We start from the raw sequence: 15,119 nt of genomic DNA on the forward strand, positions 1-15,119 counted from the left end.
CAGCGGCAAGCTACAAGCGGCAAGTGAGGAGTCGCTTTTCTCTTGCAGCTTGCAGCTAAAAGCTTGCCGCTGCCCTTAACCCTTGCCCTTGGTCCGGGTCATGTTCGGGCCACCGTTTTTCTCGATGTGCTCGATGATGATCCCCGCCACGTTCTTGCCCGTGGTGGTCTCGATGCCTTCCAGGCCTGGCGAGGAATTCACCTCCATCACCAGTGGCCCGTGGTTCGAGCGCAGGATATCCACGCCCGCCACGCTCAGGCCCATGACCTTGGCCGCGCGCAGGGCGGTCATGCGTTCTTCCGGGGTGATCTTGATCAGGCTGGCGCTGCCGCCACGGTGCAGGTTGGAGCGGAACTCGCCGGGCTTGGCCTGGCGCTTCATCGCCGCAATCACCTTGTCGCCGACCACGAAGCAGCGGATGTCGGCGCCGCCGGCTTCCTTGATGTACTCCTGGACCATGATGTTCTGCTTCAGGCCCATGAAGGCTTCGATCACCGACTCGGCCGCCGTGGCGGTTTCGCACAGCACCACGCCTATGCCCTGGGTGCCTTCCAGCACCTTGATCACCAGGGGGGCGCCGTTGACCATCTCGATCAGGTCGGGAATGTCGTCCGGCGAGTGGGCGAAGCCGGTCACCGGCAGGCCGATACCGCGCCGGGACAGCAGTTGCAACGAGCGTAGCTTGTCCCGCGAGCGGGCGATGGCCACCGACTCGTTGAGCGGGAACACACCCATCATTTCAAACTGGCGCAGCACCGCGCAGCCGTAGAAGGTCACCGAGGCGCCGATCCGTGGAATCACCGCATCGAAACCTTCCAGCGGCTTGCCGCGGTAGTGGATCTGCGGTTTGTGACTGGCAATGTTCATATAGGCGCGCAGGGTGTCGACCACCACCATTTCATGGCCACGCTCGGTGCCGGCTTCGACCAGGCGACGAGTGGAATACAGACGCGGGTTACGCGACAGCACAGCGATCTTCATGCAACACCTGTGGCAGAGGTAGTGGACACCGGGAACACCGGTTTGTCTTGAACGTATTTGATCCCTGGATTGACCACCAACTGGCCATCGATCAGGGCTTTGGAACCGAGCAACAGGCGATAGCGCATGGCCTTGCGGCAGGCGAGGGTGAACTCCACCCGCCAGACCCGATCGCCGAGCGCCAGGGTGGTGCTGATCACGTAGCGCACCTGTGCCTGGCCGTTGGAGCTCTTGATGGTTTTCATCGCCACCAGCGGTGCTTCGCAACGCCGGTGACGCAACTGCACCACGCTGCCCAGATGCGCGTTGAAGCGCACCCACTGCTCACCGTCGCGCTCGAACGGCTCGATCTCGGTGGCATGCAGGCTGGAGGTGCTGGCGCCGGTATCGATCTTGGCGCGCAGGCCGGCGACTCCCAAATCCGGAAGCGCCACCCACTCGCGCAGACCCACGACGGTCAAATGGTCAAATGTCTTCAAATGTGCTCAACCGCTGAGGAACCCGCTCGTACCGTCAAGCGGCCGAATTCGCGGTATTCACGCAGAATAATGGGTAAAAGGCGACAGATATCTAGGCCCGGATCCACAGCGCCCGGACGGGCTGCTGCAGAGCCTCGCATTCTAAACCGAGCCATCGCAATTCATGGCACGAGAGAAACGGTAGTACAGTTCGAAAATATTTCAGAATGAGGACATGCCATGGCACAAAAAGCCGAAGACGACGACAAGGTCCGTCTGGACAAATGGCTGTGGGCGGCGCGCTTCTACAAGACCCGTGCGCTGGCCAAGGCCGCCATCGAAAGCGGCAAGGTGCACCACCGTGGCGAGCGCTGCAAACCGGGCAAGGAGCCGAGGATCGGCGACGAGTATGAGATACGCACCGGCTTCGACGAGCGCACCGTGGTGGTCCAGGCCCTGTCGATCGTGCGCCGTGGGGCGCCGGAGGCGCAGGCTCTCTATACGGAAACCGCAGCCAGCATCGCCAAGCGGGAAAACGCCGCGGCCCTGCGCAAGGCCGGCGCCCTGGGTGTGAGCACCGATGGCAAGCCGACCAAGAAACAGCGGCGCGACCTGTTCAAATTCCGCAGCAGCGAATAGACCCTTGGCCTTCTGAACCCTGCGGGTTCAATCGCCAGCAAGCTGGCTCCTACACAGCCGGCGCACCGCTCAACCCCCTGTAGGAGCGAGCTTGCTCGCGATCCGCGGCAAAGCCGCGACAAGCAGCAAATCCGAAGAGTCAGGCCGCCCGCACCACGCTCAGGCGCGACAGCAGCGGTAGCTTGCCCAGCAGGTTGAACAGCGGGTTGGTCGCCCGCAGCAGGAAGTCCGAGGCCTTGGCCGCGTACGGGGTGTAGTAGCCCCAGCCGAGTGCCCAGACCGCCAGCAGCACGCCACCGATATAGTCGTCCTGGCCCCAGTGCGCGCCGGCCACCAGGCGCGGCATCATGAACAGCAGGGTCAGGCCCCAGATCACCAGGAATTGGCCGACGCCGCGGCTGAACACACTCATGAACAGCGCCCAGATCAGCAGCACCGAGGCGTGGTCACCGGGGAAGCTCTGGCTGGAACGGTCCTTGAGCTCCCAGGTTTTTTCCCAGTGCGGGAAATAGTCGCTCATGTGCACGGCATCCTGGAGCATCATCGACGGGCTGTCGTGCTGCCAGTCCATGGCGTCGGCGAGCCTGGAGAACCACAAGCGGATAATCAGCATCAAGACCAGGATCGACAGGAAGCCGAAAAAGGCCCGGCGTATGTCCACGGCCTTGAACACCCAGTCACCGCGGATCAAAAGGGTCAGCAGGATCAGCCCGACTATCGCGTCGAAAGGCCGCAGGCTGGCCACGGCCCAGATATGCAGCCAGGTGGAGTTGCTCGCAAGGGGAGCATTCAGCAGGCGGAACAGCCATTCGTCGAACATCACACAAAGCATGTGCCCGCTTGGCCATAACCAGAAACCCAGCAGTGCCAGAGGGAGCAAATTGCACAACACCAGCTTGCCGAGGTTCCACCTTGCTTGGAACAAACCCGGATTGTTCATAAAATGCCTCCAATGGCAGAAAATCGCGCACCGTAACAGTGCAAAAAACGCAATTTTCATATCTTGTAACCATTTTGTCATCACTTCAGATACCCAAACCTATGACTCATTTGCCGGATACCGACTTCACCCAACGCTTCATCTTCGATGACAGCGACGCCCGCGGCGAGCTGGTGGCGTTGGAGCGCAGCTATGCCGAAGTGCTCGCCAAACACGCTTACCCGGAGCCGGTCGCGCAACTGCTCGGCGAGCTGATGGCGGCGGCCGCGCTGCTGGTCGGCACGCTGAAGTTCGATGGCTTGCTGATCCTCCAGGCCCGTTCCGAAGGCCCGGTGCCATTGCTGATGATCGAGTGCTCCAGCGAGCGCGAGATCCGTGGTCTGGCCCGCTACGACGCGGAGCAGATCGCCCCGGATGCGACCCTGGCCGACCTGATGCCCAATGGCGTGCTGGCCCTGACCGTCGACCCGACCCACGGCCAGCGCTATCAGGGCATCGTCGACCTGGATGGCGCCACCCTGTCGGAATGCTTCACCAACTATTTCGTCATGTCCCAGCAGGTCGGCACCCGTTTCTGGCTGCACGCCGACGGTCGTCGCGCCCGTGGCCTGCTGCTGCAGCAACTGCCGGCCGACCGCCTCAAGGATGAAGAAGAGCGCGCCGCCAGCTGGCAGCACATCACCGCGCTGGGCAGCACCCTGACCGCCGACGAACTGCTGAGCCTGGACAACGAAACCGTGCTCCATCGCCTCTACCATGAAGAAGCCGTGCGCCTGTTCGATGTGCAGCCGTTGCGCTTCCGTTGCAGCTGCTCGCGGGAACGCTCGGGCAATGCGCTGGTCAGTCTGGGTCTGGAAGATGCGCAGAAGCTGGTGGTCGAACACGGCGGCAGCATCGAGATCGATTGCCAGTTCTGCAACGAGCGCTACCTGTTCGATGCGGCCGATATCAGCCAATTGTTCGCCGGAGCGGGTGTCGAGTCGCCGTCAGATACTCGTCACTAAAACGGTTCAGCGCAGGTAAATCACCTGGCAAGCGCCGGATTAACGCCGTTCTGACGGGAGGGCCCTACTCTTTTTGGGCTTTTCTGGCATAATCCGGCGCACTTTTTTCGCGGTAGTAGTGCACGACTTTCTACTACAAAACGTTTGGAGCACTCGGCCACTGGCCGACGGGGAACCTCATGACGCAAGCCAATAACGCCGTGTACACCGATCTGAGTGTTGATGATCTGGTCAAAGAAGCCCTGAAGCGCGGTGAAGGCGAGCTTGCCGATACCGGCGCGCTGGTTGTTCGTACCGGTCACCGTACCGGCCGTTCGCCAGTCGATCGTTTCATCGTTGAAGAGCCGAGCACCCAGGACGCTATCGCCTGGGGCCCGATCAACCGCAAGTTCCCGGCCGACAAGTTCGATGCCCTGTGGGCTCGCGTCGAGGCGTTCAACAACGCGCAAGAGCATTTTGTTTCCCATGTGCATGTAGGTGCTTCCGACGAGCACTACCTGGCCGTGAAGATGACCACCCAGACTGCCTGGCAGAACCTGTTCGGTCGTTGCCTGTTCATCAATCCGGCCCAGTACAACCCGGCTGGCCGTGACGAGTGGCAGGTGCTCAACGTGGCCAACTTCGAATGCGTTCCTGAGCGTGACGGCACCAACTCCGACGGTTGCGTGATCCTCAACTTCGCTCAGAAAAAAGTGCTGATCGCCGGCATGCGCTACGCCGGTGAAATGAAGAAAGCCATGTTCTCGGTACAGAACTTCCTGCTGCCGGCCGCCGACGTGCTGCCGATGCACTGCGCCGCCAACATTGGCGAAGAAGGCGACGTGACCCTGTTCTTCGGTCTGTCCGGCACTGGCAAGACCACCCTGTCCGCCGATGAAAGCCGTTACCTGATCGGTGACGACGAGCACGGCTGGGGCGAGGGCGTGGTGTTCAACATCGAAGGCGGTTGCTATGCCAAGTGCATCGACCTGTCCGAGAAGAACGAGCCGGTCATCTGGAAAGCCATCAAGCATGGCGCCGTGCTGGAAAACGTTGTGCTGGACGACGCCAAGAAGGCGGACTACGCCGATGGCAGCCTGACCCAGAACAGCCGCGCCGCCTACCCGCTGGAGCACGTCGAGAAGCGTTCCGAGAAAAACCTCGGTGGCGAGCCGAATGCCGTGATCTTCCTGACCTGCGACCTGACCGGCGTACTGCCGCCAGTCTCGATCCTCAGCGAAGAACAAGCTGCCTACCACTTCCTGTCCGGCTACACCGCTCTGGTGGGGTCGACCGAAATGGGCTCGGGCGCCGGCATCAAGTCGACCTTCTCCACCTGCTTCGGCGCACCGTTCTTCCCGCGTCCGGCAGGCGAATACGCAGAGCTGCTGATCAAGCGCATCCGCGGCTTCGGTTCCAAGGTCTACCTGGTCAACACCGGCTGGACCGGCGGTGGCTATGGCGTTGGCAAGCGCTTCAACATCCCGACCACCCGTGGCGTGATCGCCGCCATCCAGAGCGGCGCGCTGGTCGGTGCCGAGACCGAGCACCTGGGCACCATCAACCTGGACGTGCCACTGGCCGTTCCAGGCGTCGAAACCGGTTTGCTCAACCCACGCAACACCTGGGCTGACAAAGCCGCCTACGACGAGGCCGCCAAGGCCCTGGCCGGCCTGTTCATCGAGAACTTCAAGAAGTTCGACGTGAGCGACGCCATCAAGGCTGCCGGTCCGAAGCTGTAAGCATCGGGCAAGTGGTTCAAGAAGCCGCCCTTCGGGGCGGCTTTTTTGTGGGCGTCATTCAGTCCTGTTCAAACACTAGGCGGCTTGTCCGAGCGGTTCAATAAGCCAGATTCGATGCGATTTGTAAGGTAAATCCTTGTGTCCTGTCGTAGACCGTTTAGGGCCAATCGCAGGGCATGAGCGAAAAAGAAAAGTCGCTCGACCAGCTCGGATTTGCCTGACAGCCAAGGTCCCCTCGCACTGGTTAACGTGAGATCCCCCGGTTGAAGGCCGGGGTTTCCCAGGCGACCGAGCAAAGGACTATGGCCCGCAACAAGGATGTGCCCCAGGTATGGCAGCACTACGACGCTGACGGCGGTGGTTATCGTCGCCTGCGCGATATGACTGCGAGCGAATTGGCCGAGCGTGATGAGGCGCAGCAGGGTTACGAGCAGATGCTCGCTCGTCAGCAGGTCTATGAAGAGCGGCTGCCGACCATACAGGTGGAATCGCAACCAACGTCCGTCGGTTGCGTATTTGCCAAGTCTTGCAAGCTGCCGAACGCAATCATCGACTACGTCACCCCGACGGGCTTCATACCCACTGATTCGGTGGCGAATTACGGCGCGTTGACGCTGCTGGGTGGGCGCGAGGTCGAGGCGGGTGGGCGAGTGCCCCTCAAGCGTATCAGCGGCGCGCTGCCGGCCAATCTCGGTGCCTTGACCCTGGGTGGTGTCTCCGTGGGTTCTGGTACCACCGGCAGTGGCTTGGGGCTGATCTCCTCGGGCGTGGCGGCCGGTGCGTTGCTGGGGCTGGTGGCCTTGCTCGCTCCATCGAGTTTGGGTGACGGCGCGCTGTACAGCGAAGAGCAGCTACGCAACCTCAAGCAAGCCCGCACCCGCTTGCGCCTGCGGGTTGAACAGCAGGCCGACGGCAGCCTCAAGGGCTACGGTTTCAACACCCAGGGTCGCCGCGAGTGGGAAATGATTCCGGTGGCTGAGTTTGAGGCTCGTGATGAGCAGCAAGTGGCCGATCTGGGTGATGACATCACCCTTATCTGGACTCCAGCGGTGGACCCCTCGAGCACCGCAGGGATACCACCGCTGGAAGCGGCGCCACAGACACCACCGATCTGGATTTTCCCGCCGACGGAAGCGGCGGAACGGATCATCGTCAGCCCGATTTATCCGCCGGAGTATCGGGATTTTATTTTGGTGTTTCCGGTGGGGTCGGGTGTACGGCCCCTGTACATAGTTTTGAATGTGCCACGTAGAGGGCTTACTGAAGCAGGCCATGCATACCACCATCCTCCTAAAACTCAGGAAATCACTGCATTTCCAGGTTTGAGAGTGGCAAAGAAAAGGACGCCGTCGCAGGGTGGAGGAGGGTTGCGGGATCGCTGGATGGATGCAAAAGGTCGAACTATTTACGAGTGGGACTCTATGCATGGTGAGCTAGAAGCTTATCGTGCAAGCGATGGCAGGCACCTTGGCTCTTTTGATCATGTAACGGGTGAGCGGATAGACGATCCTAAACCTGGGCGGAACATAAAAAAGTATCTGTGAGGACACGATGGGACTAAAAATCAGGTTGGACTGGTACGACAAGAAAACTGATTTAGGCGAAGGACAGGAGTATTCAGAGGATCTGGGTGATGATGCGTCGATTCTCGGCGTTCTCGGGTTACCGGTAGAAAACCATGTGAATAACGGTGGGTTTGATGTGGAGGGCGCTTGGGTTTCAGTACTCCAGCACCATTTTTCCCACGCCATTGATCTGTCGGCCTATGACTACCAAGTATCTTTTGATTATCGGAATCAGTGGTAATCATCAAGGCTGGGGCAACGCTTATGCAGCACTTGTTCCACGTTTAGAGCCACGGAGAAAGGAGCGAGAGCGCTTGATGATCTTTTCCATAATGGGCTTTCACCCTGGCGAGGATAAATTGGCTTTTGAGCTAAGCGTGAGTTTATCGAGCGCCGATCTGAGCCACGTGATGAATTGGACCAATGACAATGAATATGTCGGTGCCGAGTTTCTGCTCACGGCCAGTCAGATAGTTGAAATAGAACGGTTGTGCTTTGTTGATTTACCTAGAGGTTTGGACCTTTATCTAGCTTCGTCAGGCTGAATCGATATTGGTGAGGCAGCATCGGATTGCACCAAGAATGGTGCATTGATTTGCTTAAATACATCCTCAACAGCAGCGCTCCTGCATAGATGGAACTGATGTCGAGTCAGTGCAATTGAACAGCACAGACATAAGTTTTTCCTCTGGAACGCTTCAGATTCCATTGCCCACCCTCAGATAGCTTCAGGGATTTCCGCAGCCCCCCACCTTTCCCGATGGATTCGCAAGCAAACCCCGAAAAACCTGTGTATCGTGCCCGCCAAATCTGCCGGGCGCCCTTGTGTGCCGACTTCATACACTTAAAGGGAATTAGGTATGCGATTGTTTCGCGTGACTTCGATTTTTTCGTTGTGGGCATTGGCGTTTTCGGTGACGGCGCAGCAGCTGCCGGTCGAGGTGCTGAGTGCGGTGGTCAAGGACCAGAAGATCGCCGACGCCGAAGTGCTGGTGCAGCGCAATGGCGCACAGAGTGTGGTCGGTCGTACCAATGCTCAAGGCCAGGTGACCCTGACCACCGACTTCGCCGATGACCCCAGCAACCTGCTGATCATCAAGAAACCCGGCTATTCCAACCTGGTGGTCAAGTGCCCGTGCAGCGGCATGACCTACGCCATCAGCCCGGTGATGCAGAACCTCGACGGTCTGCGCGTGGTGCTGACCTGGGGCGCGACCCCTAGCGATCTCGATTCGCACATGATCTTCCCGGGCAACAACATCTACTTCCGCAACCAGCAAGGCGATGACGCCCACCTGGACGTCGACGATGTCGACAGCTATGGCCCGGAAACCATCACCCTGGAAAAGAAACACTACGGCGAAAGCTATGTGTACGCGGTGCATGACTACAGCAACCAGAGCCGCCCGGCGTCCCGCCAGCTCTCTGCCAGCCAGGCCAAGGTGTTCGTGTATATGGGCCAGTCGCTGGTGCGCACCTACTACGTGCCGCAGGACCGCAGCGGTAACCTGTGGACCGTGTTCCGCATGACCGGCAATGGCGACTTCCAGGACATCAATACCCTCAGCGGTGTGACCGTCGACGCGCAGGACGTGCTGAACGAAGTATCGCCGCTGCTCGACGACAAAGTGGAAGTGGCTGCTGTCGCCGTCAGCAGCAGCGCGCAAGCCGATGCGAAAACCCTGAACCGCAAGGGCGAAGAGGCTTACCACGCCGGTAACCTGCCGCAAGCCATCGACTTCTACCGTCAGGCCATCGAGCTGAACAACGGCTACGGTCAGGCCTACAGCAACCTCGGCCTGGCCTATCAGAAAGCCGGCAACACTGCCGAGTCGATCTGGGCCAACCGCAAGGCCATCGCCCTGGCCAGCGGCAACTCGGCGGCCACCGTGCGCGCCAGTTCCTACTACAACATCGCGCGGATCTACGAAGCGGCCGGCCAGTTCGCCGATGCCCTGCGTCACTATCAGTTGGCCAAGCAGCAGAAGGCCAACCCGGTGTACGACAAAGCCATCGAGCGTGTGCAAAACCGTTGATTCACGGGTGTTGATCTGACCCCCATAACGCGCCGTCCCACGGCGCGTTATGCATTTATGGAGGTTGTTATGCGGGTTCTGGTTGTTGCTTTGATGTTGTCCCTGTGGACGGCCGTTGCCCAGGCTGCCGGCCCGATGGTGTTCGCCACTATCGACCGCAGCACCTGGTCGGGTTCGCTGGCCACGCAAGCGGGTTTCGATACCGCCTCGCGCGCGGAAATCCTGATGTTCGGCAAGGCCCTGCTGGCCAGCGAGGCGCTGGACGATGTCAGCCTCAAGCAGCGCCTGGGCGTCAAGGCGCTGGACCATCATTCGGTCGAGCAAGTGCGCGATCGTTTCTGGATACGCCTGCTCAGCAGTTACCACAGCGCCAGCCAGGACTGTGAAGGTGCCGCCTTCTGCCCGCCGGTGCGTAACCTGGATGACTTGCGGCAACTGGCCCAGGGTTTCACCGGGACGGTCAGCCCGGCCTATGACGCCTGGGCCCAGGCAAGCCGGCAGTTTCATGAGCAGTATCTGAACGAACAGCTGCGCCTGGCGGCGTTGTTTCCGAAGATCAGCAGTGAGATCGAGCGTTTCGACAGCGCCGAGCTGATGGGCGACGAATTGGCGGACCGGCAGTTTCTGCTGACCTTCGACGACGGCCCGACAGCCGCGGGCGGCCACACCGATACGCTGGCCAATGTGCTGCGGGCCAACGACCTGCACGGATTGTTCTTCGTCCTGGGCGAGCCGTTCCAGGCGCGTCTGCGCAAGTCGTCGCCGGCGCAGATGCGCGAGTTGTACAGCGGCCAGTGCGTTGCCCTGCATGGCTGGGCGCACAAGTCCCACAGCGCCTGGAGCGAATGGCAGCAGTCCATCACCCGTTCCGCGACTCTGGTGCGCGGCACGTTGCCGGATGACTACCAGCCGCTGTTCCGCCCGCCTTATGGCCAGCGTTCGAGTGACAGCCCGGCGTTCTTCAAGGCCCAGGGCATCAAGGTGATGCTCTGGGGCATCGACTCCCAGGACTGGAGCAAGAGCATCAGCGCCAGTGCGGCGAGCCAGCGGGTGCAGACGCTGATGCTGCTGTGGCGCCGGGGGATCATTTTGTTCCACGATATTCATAACAAGGCGCCTGCCGCAGTGCCGACGCTGATCGCCGCGAACAAAAGCAATGGTGTGAAGTGGGTGGATTGCCGCGCGACGCGGTAAGAGCACGACTTTTATCGCGAGCCATCGGGTGCTTGGTGGTTCGCGATACACCCTGAAAAACTCCGCATAACCCCAGCCGGACAGTATTCTCCGCCTCCCTGTATCATCCCGTATCCTTTCTTCCCCGACCTTTTCCCGACCCTGTGCCAGTCTGCAAGGCATGTCAGCGGTCAAAGGAGTGACAGCTCATGCACGACACCCTCGAACAGGTCTTCGGTTATCCACAGTTCCGTCCCGGCCAGGAGGCGGCGGTCAGCGCGGTACTGGCCGGGCGCTCGGCGGCGGCGATCTTTCCCACGGGCTCCGGCAAGTCCCTGTGCTACCAGCTGCCGGCCTTGTTGCTGCCACACCTGACCCTGGTGGTCTCGCCGTTGCTGGCGCTGATGCAGGATCAGCTGGCGTTCCTGCAACGGCACGGCATCGCCGCGGCGAGCATCGATTCGGCGCAGAGCCGCGATGACGCCAACGAGGTCATGGCGCGGGCGCGCTCCGGTGAGTTGAAGATCCTGATGATCTCGGTGGAGCGCCTGAAGAACGAGCGTTTTCGCAACTTCCTGCAGCAGGTGCGGATCTCCCTGCTGGTGGTGGACGAGGCGCACTGCATCTCCGAATGGGGCCATAACTTTCGCCCCGACTACCTCAAGCTGCCGGACTACCAGCGCCAGTTCAACATTCCCCAGGCACTGCTGTTGACCGCTACCGCCACGCCCAAGGTGATCGCCGATATGCAGGCGAAATTCGCCATCGCCGGGCAGGATGTGGTGACCACCGGTTTCTACCGGCCCAACCTCAACCTGCTGGTGGAGCCGGTGCGTGGCCAGGACAAGCGCCGGCGCCTGGTGCAGTGGATGGGCGAGCGTCCCGGGCAGCCGAGCATCGTCTATGTCACCTTGCAGAAAACCGCCGAGCACATCGCCGAGCATCTGAGTCGCAACGGCATCCAGGCCCAGGCCTATCACGCCGGCCTGCCCCATGAGCAGCGCGAGGCCATCCAGCGTCAGTTCATGGCGGGTCAGTCCAATTGCATCGTCGCCACCATCGCCTTCGGCATGGGCATCGACAAAAGCGACATCCGCAACGTGGTGCATTTCGACCTGCCCAAATCCATCGAGAACTACAGCCAGGAAATCGGTCGTGCCGGGCGTGATGGCCAGCCTTCGGACTGCCTGGTGCTGGCCAACCGCGACAGCCTCAACGTGCTGGAAAACTTCGTCTACGGCGACACGCCGGAGCTGGAAGGCATTCGTTGTGTGCTGGACGAGCTGCAGGGCGCGGCGCCCGACGGGCAGTGGGAGTTCCTGTTGGGGCCGCTGGCGGACCAGAGCAATATCCGCCAGCTGCCGCTCAAGACCTTGTTGGTGCAGCTGGAACTGCGCGGCCTGATCGCGCCGCGTTACGCCTACTTCGCCGAATACCGCTTCAAGTTCCTTGAGGAACCCCAGGCGCTGCTGGCGCGTTTCGAAGGTGAGCGCCGGGACTTCGTGGCGGCGATCATCGAGACCTCCAGCCGTGCCCGGACCTGGGCCACGGTGAATTTCGACGCGCTGTATCAGCAGCATCAGGCCGAGCGTAACCGGGTGGTGAAGGCCCTGGACTACTTCCAGGAAAAGGGCTGGGTCGAGCTGGAAAGCAAGCAGATGACCGAGGTCTACAACCTGCTGGAGACGGGCTTCGATGCCGCGACCCTGAGCCAGCAACTGCATGCCTACTTCAAACAGCACGAAAGCAGCGAGATCGCGCGGATCCACGCGATGCTCGCACTGTTCGCCACCGAGCAGTGCCTGGGGTATCGCCTGGCGCAGTATTTCGGCGACGACCAGGCACCGCAGCGGTGCGGGCATTGCTCGGTATGCCATGGCCAGGTGGCCCGCCTGCCGGAGCCGCCAGCCTTGCCAGCGCTTGTGGATAAAAACTTCGAAGCGCTGTGTGGCGAATTTATCCACAGGCACCACCAATACAGCGGCACGGTTCCAGGGGCGGAACGGCTGACGCGTTTCCTCTGTGGGATCAGCGTGCCGCTGTTCACCAAACTCAAGGCGCGGTCGATCCCGGGTTTCGCGGTGCTCGAGGATTATCCCTACGCCGAAGTGCGCGATTGGGCCGAACATCATCTCCAGGATTGATACCTGCCCGATCCATCTGCTGAATGCCGCTCATCACAGGAATAAATTTCAAAAATGTCCTGGGCCTGATTATGGTGGTTTGCGTCTTTGAGCCACCTACAGGGGAGCCACTATGAGCCAGATCGATGTTCAGCGCGCCGCGGTGATCGGTGCCGGGACCATGGGCCGCGGGATCGTGATGTGCCTGGCCAATGCCGGGGTCGCGGTGCAGTGGGTGGACAACAACCCGCAGATGCTCGAACAGGCGCTGACAGCGGTGACCGAGACTTATGCACACAACGTGCGTCAGGGGCGGATCGATCAGGCAGAGGCCGATGCGCGCCGGGCCCGGATAAGCGCGGCGGCGGATTATCCGGCGATCCGCGATGTGGACCTGGTGATCGAGGCAATCTACGAGAACCTCGAGCTGAAGCAGCAAATCTTCCGCGAACTCGATGGCCTGCTCCAGCCGCGGGCGATCCTCGCCAGCAATACCTCGGCGCTGGATATCGACGCCATCGCCGCAGTCACCCGGCGCCCAAGACAGGTGCTGGGCCTGCACTTCTTCAGCCCGGCCCACATCATGAAGCTGCTGGAAATCGTCCGGGGCGCCGCGACTGCGCCGCAGGTGCTCGAGGCCGCGCTGGCGCTGGGCGAGCGCATGGGCAAGGTCAGTGTCGTGTCTGGCAACTGCCCTGGATTCATCGGCAACCGCATGTTGCGCACCTATGTGCTGGAGGCGCGCAAGATGTTGCTGGAAGGGGCTTTCCCTTATCAGGTGGATGCCGCATTGCAGGGCTTCGGTTTTGCCATGGGCCCGTTCCGCATGTACGACGTGGTCGGCATCGACCTGGAATGGCGTGCCCGGCAACTGGCCGGCAAAGGCCAGGAGGCGCGCGAAGTGCAGGTGGATAATCGCCTGTGCGAGGCGGGTCGTTTTGGCCAGAAGAGTGGCAAGGGTTATTACCAGTACGAGCCCGGCAGTCGTCAGGCTGAGCACGATGTGCAGGTCGATGCCCTGGTTCAGGAGGTCAGCGAAGGCCTGGGCTACCGTCGTCGCGACATCGGCCCCGAGGAAATCCTCGAACGCTGCCTGCTGGCGCTGGTCAACGAAGGCGCGAAGATTCTCGAGGAAGGCATTGCCGGCTCGGCGCACGACATCGACCTGGTGTACCTCAACGGTTATGGCTTTGCGGCGGACAAGGGCGGGCCGATGAGCTGGGCGGACCAGCAGGGGCTGGTGTCCATCCAGCAAGGGCTGCTGCGGCTGCAAGCCGAGTCGGGCGCGCACTGGAAGCCGGCGCGGTTGATTGACGAGCTGGTGCAGGCTGGCAAAGGGTTTGCCGATCATCGGGCCATCGGTTGAAATAGGCGTCGCCTGATCGACCACACCATGGTCGCTTTCCAGACACCTTGCCTCCGAGAACCCGCCAATGACCGACCGCATGCCGCAACGCACCGACTACCGCCACTTCCAGCCCATCATCACGCGCTGGCACGACAACGATGTGTACGGTCATGTGAATAACGTCACCTACTACAGCTTCTTCGACACGGCGGTGAACACCTACCTGATCGAGGAGGGCGGCCTGGATATCCATGACGGCGAGGTGGTGGGCTTTGTGGTGAGTTCGGCCTGCGATTACTTTGCCTCGATCGCTTTCCCCGAGCGCATCGAGATCGGCATGCGCGTCGGCAAGCTGGGCAACAGTTCGGTGCAGTACGAGCTGGCGGTGTTCAAGGCGGGGGAAACCGATGCCTGCGCGGCGGGGCGCTTCGTGCATGTGTTCGTCGATCGGGCATCGAATCAGCCGGTAGGGATTCCCGCCGGGCTGCGTGGAGCGCTGGAGCGCTTGCTGGTGTAAGCACAAAAAAGACCGCAGCTCGGGCGGCTCCTTGGGGTTCATCCCGGGGGTGATGAACCCTGTCTGGCAGGAGCTGCCGTCAGGCTGCGGTCTTTGTGCCAGCGGGTTGCGACCGTTTCAGGTCTTAGTCGCGCCAGTGACGTTTGTGCTTGCGATGCCCGTAGGCATGGCCACGACCCGGATGGCCGTCGCGGTAGTAGCGACGGTCGTCGTAGTCGCGATCGCGGTAACGGCGATCGTCACGATCGCTGGAGTTGCCCATGTGGTTACCCAGTGCGCCGCCGACGCCACCGCCCGCGGCTGCGCCGATCAGGCTGCCAGTGGTGCCCCCCACGCTGCGACCGACCACGTTACCGCCGGCTGCGCCTAGCGCGCCACCGATAGCGGCTTCGCCACGGCTGCGTCTGTCGGCACCCACGGCACTGCCGCCCGCGCCGCCCAGTGCGGCACCGATGGTGGAACCGGTGTTGCCACCAATCGACTGACCGACGACCGAGCCTAGAACCCCGCCCAATGCGCCGCCCACACCTGCTTCTGTGGTGCCGCCGGCAGAGGCGACGCCGCTGACCAGGCCAAGGGACAACAAGAGAATCGAGGAGAACTTCATAGAGGAG

At 61.3% G+C, this 15,119-nt stretch carries 15 protein-coding genes; 11 read left to right on the plus strand and 4 right to left on the minus strand.

Features of this window, described 5'->3' with window-relative positions; translation table 11 throughout:
- Window positions 1-75: 75 nt before the first annotated feature.
- Together rimK and rimB are read right to left on the minus strand one after the other, a co-directional pair.
- The gene (gene rimK / locus AC3RCP_RS02615; protein WP_007931744.1) at window positions 76-981 is read right to left on the minus strand and encodes a 30S ribosomal protein S6--L-glutamate ligase; all 906 of its coding nucleotides are present in this window, start codon (window positions 979-981) and stop codon (window positions 76-78) included.
- The gene (rimB, locus tag AC3RCP_RS02620) at window positions 978-1,460 is read right to left on the minus strand and encodes a retropepsin-like aspartic endopeptidase RimB (protein WP_007931742.1); all 483 of its coding nucleotides are present in this window, start codon (window positions 1,458-1,460) and stop codon (window positions 978-980) included. Before rimB ends, rimK begins: the two co-directional genes overlap by 4 nt.
- A 219-nt stretch (window positions 1,461-1,679) precedes the next feature.
- On the opposite strand from rimB, the gene AC3RCP_RS02625 reads away from it, so the two are divergent.
- Window positions 1,680-2,078, plus strand: a complete 399-nt coding sequence (locus AC3RCP_RS02625) for an RNA-binding S4 domain-containing protein (protein WP_009041701.1) — start codon at window positions 1,680-1,682, stop codon at window positions 2,076-2,078.
- 139 nt (window positions 2,079-2,217) lie between these two features.
- Here the strand turns inward: AC3RCP_RS02625 and AC3RCP_RS02630 are convergent, their stop codons facing one another.
- Window positions 2,218-3,018, minus strand: a complete 801-nt coding sequence (locus tag AC3RCP_RS02630) for a phosphatase PAP2 family protein (protein ID WP_101336511.1) — start codon at window positions 3,016-3,018, stop codon at window positions 2,218-2,220.
- A 101-nt stretch (window positions 3,019-3,119) separates the two neighbouring features.
- Here AC3RCP_RS02630 and hslO point away from each other — a divergent pair, with 101 nt between their 5' ends.
- From hslO to AC3RCP_RS02680, 10 genes are all read left to right on the plus strand, one after another.
- Window positions 3,120-4,022 (plus strand): Hsp33 family molecular chaperone HslO, encoded by a 903-nt coding sequence (gene hslO, locus AC3RCP_RS02635; protein WP_007931739.1) that lies wholly within the window; start codon window positions 3,120-3,122, stop codon window positions 4,020-4,022.
- A gap of 179 nt (window positions 4,023-4,201) precedes the next feature.
- The gene (locus AC3RCP_RS02640; protein WP_087089600.1) at window positions 4,202-5,743 is read left to right on the plus strand and encodes a phosphoenolpyruvate carboxykinase; all 1,542 of its coding nucleotides are present in this window, start codon (window positions 4,202-4,204) and stop codon (window positions 5,741-5,743) included.
- Window positions 5,744-6,045: 302 nt separating this feature from the next.
- On the plus strand, window positions 6,046-7,287 hold the full coding sequence (locus AC3RCP_RS02645) for a colicin E3/pyocin S6 family cytotoxin (protein ID WP_492571701.1): 1,242 nt from the start codon (window positions 6,046-6,048) through the stop codon (window positions 7,285-7,287).
- A gap of 7 nt (window positions 7,288-7,294) precedes the next feature.
- A complete protein-coding gene (locus AC3RCP_RS02650; RefSeq protein WP_114760191.1) occupies window positions 7,295-7,549 on the plus strand; it encodes a colicin E3-like toxin immunity protein in 255 nt (84 codons plus the stop codon).
- Window positions 7,509-7,853, plus strand: a complete 345-nt coding sequence (locus AC3RCP_RS02655) for a pyocin S6 family toxin immunity protein (RefSeq protein WP_240317476.1) — start codon at window positions 7,509-7,511, stop codon at window positions 7,851-7,853. The genes AC3RCP_RS02650 and AC3RCP_RS02655 overlap by 41 nt, the downstream gene beginning before the upstream one ends.
- Window positions 7,854-8,168: 315 nt before the next feature.
- The gene (locus tag AC3RCP_RS02660) at window positions 8,169-9,344 is read left to right on the plus strand and encodes a tetratricopeptide repeat protein (protein ID WP_492571700.1); all 1,176 of its coding nucleotides are present in this window, start codon (window positions 8,169-8,171) and stop codon (window positions 9,342-9,344) included.
- 69 nt (window positions 9,345-9,413) lie between these two features.
- Window positions 9,414-10,538 carry a polysaccharide deacetylase family protein gene (locus tag AC3RCP_RS02665; protein ID WP_492571699.1) on the plus strand — a complete coding sequence of 375 codons (1,125 nt, stop codon included), beginning with the start codon at window positions 9,414-9,416 and terminating at the stop codon, window positions 10,536-10,538.
- A 188-nt stretch (window positions 10,539-10,726) separates the two neighbouring features.
- Window positions 10,727-12,661: a RecQ family ATP-dependent DNA helicase gene (locus tag AC3RCP_RS02670; protein ID WP_492571698.1), complete on the plus strand. Its 1,935-nt coding sequence runs from the start codon at window positions 10,727-10,729 to the stop codon at window positions 12,659-12,661.
- A gap of 112 nt (window positions 12,662-12,773) precedes the next feature.
- Window positions 12,774-14,006 (plus strand): 3-hydroxyacyl-CoA dehydrogenase, encoded by a 1,233-nt coding sequence (locus AC3RCP_RS02675; RefSeq protein ID WP_492571697.1) that lies wholly within the window; start codon window positions 12,774-12,776, stop codon window positions 14,004-14,006.
- A 67-nt stretch (window positions 14,007-14,073) separates the two neighbouring features.
- Window positions 14,074-14,505, plus strand: coding sequence for an acyl-CoA thioesterase (locus AC3RCP_RS02680; RefSeq protein WP_101336517.1), 432 nt, complete (start codon window positions 14,074-14,076; stop codon window positions 14,503-14,505).
- Between the two features lie 124 nt (window positions 14,506-14,629).
- Here the strand turns inward: AC3RCP_RS02680 and AC3RCP_RS02685 are convergent, their stop codons facing one another.
- Window positions 14,630-15,112, minus strand: coding sequence for a glycine zipper domain-containing protein (locus tag AC3RCP_RS02685; protein ID WP_007931726.1), 483 nt, complete (start codon window positions 15,110-15,112; stop codon window positions 14,630-14,632).
- Window positions 15,113-15,119 lie beyond the last annotated feature (7 nt).

This window comes from Pseudomonas sp. GW822-FHT05A08, from assembly GCF_058800485.1.

What these genes read in the sequence shown, in the direction of transcription:
- AC3RCP_RS02675 (WP_492571697.1), top strand. Translation starts at nt 12,774, where the DNA reads ATGAGCCAGATCGATGTTCAGCGCGCCGCGGTGATCGGTGCCGGGACC.
- AC3RCP_RS02640 (WP_087089600.1), top strand. Translation starts at nt 4,202, where the DNA reads ATGACGCAAGCCAATAACGCCGTGTACACCGATCTGAGTGTTGATGAT.
- AC3RCP_RS02645 (WP_492571701.1), top strand. Translation starts at nt 6,046, where the DNA reads ATGGCCCGCAACAAGGATGTGCCCCAGGTATGGCAGCACTACGACGCT.
- AC3RCP_RS02660 (WP_492571700.1), top strand. Translation starts at nt 8,169, where the DNA reads ATGCGATTGTTTCGCGTGACTTCGATTTTTTCGTTGTGGGCATTGGCG.
- AC3RCP_RS02665 (WP_492571699.1), top strand. Translation starts at nt 9,414, where the DNA reads ATGCGGGTTCTGGTTGTTGCTTTGATGTTGTCCCTGTGGACGGCCGTT.
- rimK (WP_007931744.1), bottom strand. Translation starts at nt 981, where the DNA reads ATGAAGATCGCTGTGCTGTCGCGTAACCCGCGTCTGTATTCCACTCGT.
- AC3RCP_RS02625 (WP_009041701.1), top strand. Translation starts at nt 1,680, where the DNA reads ATGGCACAAAAAGCCGAAGACGACGACAAGGTCCGTCTGGACAAATGG.
- AC3RCP_RS02655 (WP_240317476.1), top strand. Translation starts at nt 7,509, where the DNA reads ATGACTACCAAGTATCTTTTGATTATCGGAATCAGTGGTAATCATCAA.
- AC3RCP_RS02670 (WP_492571698.1), top strand. Translation starts at nt 10,727, where the DNA reads ATGCACGACACCCTCGAACAGGTCTTCGGTTATCCACAGTTCCGTCCC.
- AC3RCP_RS02650 (WP_114760191.1), top strand. Translation starts at nt 7,295, where the DNA reads ATGGGACTAAAAATCAGGTTGGACTGGTACGACAAGAAAACTGATTTA.
- AC3RCP_RS02630 (WP_101336511.1), bottom strand. Translation starts at nt 3,018, where the DNA reads ATGAACAATCCGGGTTTGTTCCAAGCAAGGTGGAACCTCGGCAAGCTG.
- hslO (WP_007931739.1), top strand. Translation starts at nt 3,120, where the DNA reads ATGACTCATTTGCCGGATACCGACTTCACCCAACGCTTCATCTTCGAT.
- AC3RCP_RS02680 (WP_101336517.1), top strand. Translation starts at nt 14,074, where the DNA reads ATGACCGACCGCATGCCGCAACGCACCGACTACCGCCACTTCCAGCCC.
- AC3RCP_RS02685 (WP_007931726.1), bottom strand. Translation starts at nt 15,112, where the DNA reads ATGAAGTTCTCCTCGATTCTCTTGTTGTCCCTTGGCCTGGTCAGCGGC.